This window comes from Pseudomonas amygdali, from assembly GCF_002699855.1.
Classification (GTDB): Bacteria; Pseudomonadota; Gammaproteobacteria; order Pseudomonadales; family Pseudomonadaceae; genus Aquipseudomonas; species Aquipseudomonas amygdali.
Map to the genome: position 1 here is coordinate 1 of NZ_LKBW01000182.1, position 1,552 is coordinate 1,552.

The window sequence follows — 1,552 nt, forward strand, 5'->3', positions numbered from 1 at the left end:
CCGAGTCTGCCCAGGTGGCATGACTCAAACAAAAGGGTCTCCGAGAAACCCGGGGCGGTTCAAATCCATTAAACGCTGAACTCATCTCACGCCTACCTTCACTAGGCTTGAGTCAATACATGCTCACTGCTGGCTGCCTGTTCCAAGCCGTCTGGAATCATCAGTCTCACCTGCCGTCAGCCTGGGGGGTGAAGGATTACGACGTTTTTTACTTCGACAATGATCTGTCTTGGGAGGCAGAGAATGAGGTCATCGGCTCTGTTCAGCGTCTCTTTCAGGATCTAGAAGTTAATATTGAGATCAAAAATCAGGCTCGCGTTCATCTGTGGTACAGCCAGCGGTTTGGCGGGAGTTACCCCCAGCTTCAGTCGGCCAAAGAAGGGATTGATCGCTACCTGATTGCCGGTACCTGCATAGGTTGGGATGTTGAAACTAGCGAAGTCTATGCTCCCAATGGCTTGGCCGACACCGAGCAAGGGCTACTTCGTATCAATCCAAAGAATCCCAAGCCAGATCTGTTCTATCAGAAGGCGAAAAGTTATCAAGCTCGCTGGCCCTGGCTCAGGATCGTAGACCTCCAAGGTTGAATCGAAACGCGCGGAGTATGCCGATGAAGGCATTTATGGGGGATGAGAGCCGATTGCTGTCTATCCCTACGGCTGCAAACGGCATCGGGTTTGTAAAAGCACAACAGCGAACATTTGAGATTTATGAGGAGTTCATCGCAAGGATTACCCATGAAGCGCTTCACCCAAGGCGAACATTGACGTCAAAGCACTTTGCTTCCGGAAAGCCTCGACGACTATGTCAGCGATATTAGCCTAACCCCCATCCAGCATCGCCTGCACGCCTGGAGAGCACATATCCACAACCATTAAGCACATGGTTCGCGATTTCATAGTCACGCCACTCAGCCATAGCCCGCCCACAAATGTCCTGCGGCCTGCACTCGATCAACCAAGCGACGGCATTAATGAATTGCCCATGCGAAAACACTGCGATGTTCTGGGCGGGGTGGTCTGCGAGTCGAGCCAGGAAAGTCTTGGCTCTGGTTATAAATTCTGAAAAAGACTCAGCGCCTGCGCCATCCGTAAACGCCGGGTCTGACCTGACCCAATAGGCGTCGACCCAATCCTTTCTCTGGGCAACGGTCGTGTTGGCACACCGCGCGGGTTCGAGGTAGGTGAATTCCTGGATAGGCCAGGTTTCAAACCGGGTGTCAGGATAGTTCGCTACGGTCGCCATCGCGGTTGCTTGCGCTCGAGAAAACAATCAAATCCGGCGCATGTGTGAATGATAGGGCCACTAGTTGCGCTTGTTCTACGCCCCTCAACGTGAGGGGAATAGTCGCGTGATCCACACTGGCTTCGCCTGCGTTGGCAGCGCTTTGTCCGTGACGAATCAGTCTGACCTGCTTCATTAACCGGGGCTCTGGTGTCGTGAGACTGTCAGAAATTTTGTGTTCGGGCATAACATGTAGCTAGAGGTGCATGTATGCCGACCAAAAAGAAGTCCGCCAATGCAACAGCGAGGGAGTTGCCCTCGATTCCCC

Annotated in this window: 1 protein-coding gene and 1 pseudogene; one reads left to right on the plus strand and one right to left on the minus strand. The window is 52.9% G+C overall.

Translation table 11 applies throughout. The features are described 5' to 3' along the window. Positions 1 to 83 precede the first annotated feature (83 nt). On the plus strand, positions 84 to 587 hold the full coding sequence (locus tag AO277_RS13455) for a nucleotidyltransferase family protein (protein WP_080899394.1): 504 nt from the start codon (positions 84 to 86) through the stop codon (positions 585 to 587). Between the two features lie 229 nt (positions 588 to 816). On the opposite strand, the pseudogene AO277_RS13460 reads toward AO277_RS13455, so the two are convergent. Further along, positions 817 to 1,471, minus strand: a pseudogene (locus AO277_RS13460) (histidine phosphatase family protein). Positions 1,472 to 1,552: the final 81 nt, after the last annotated feature.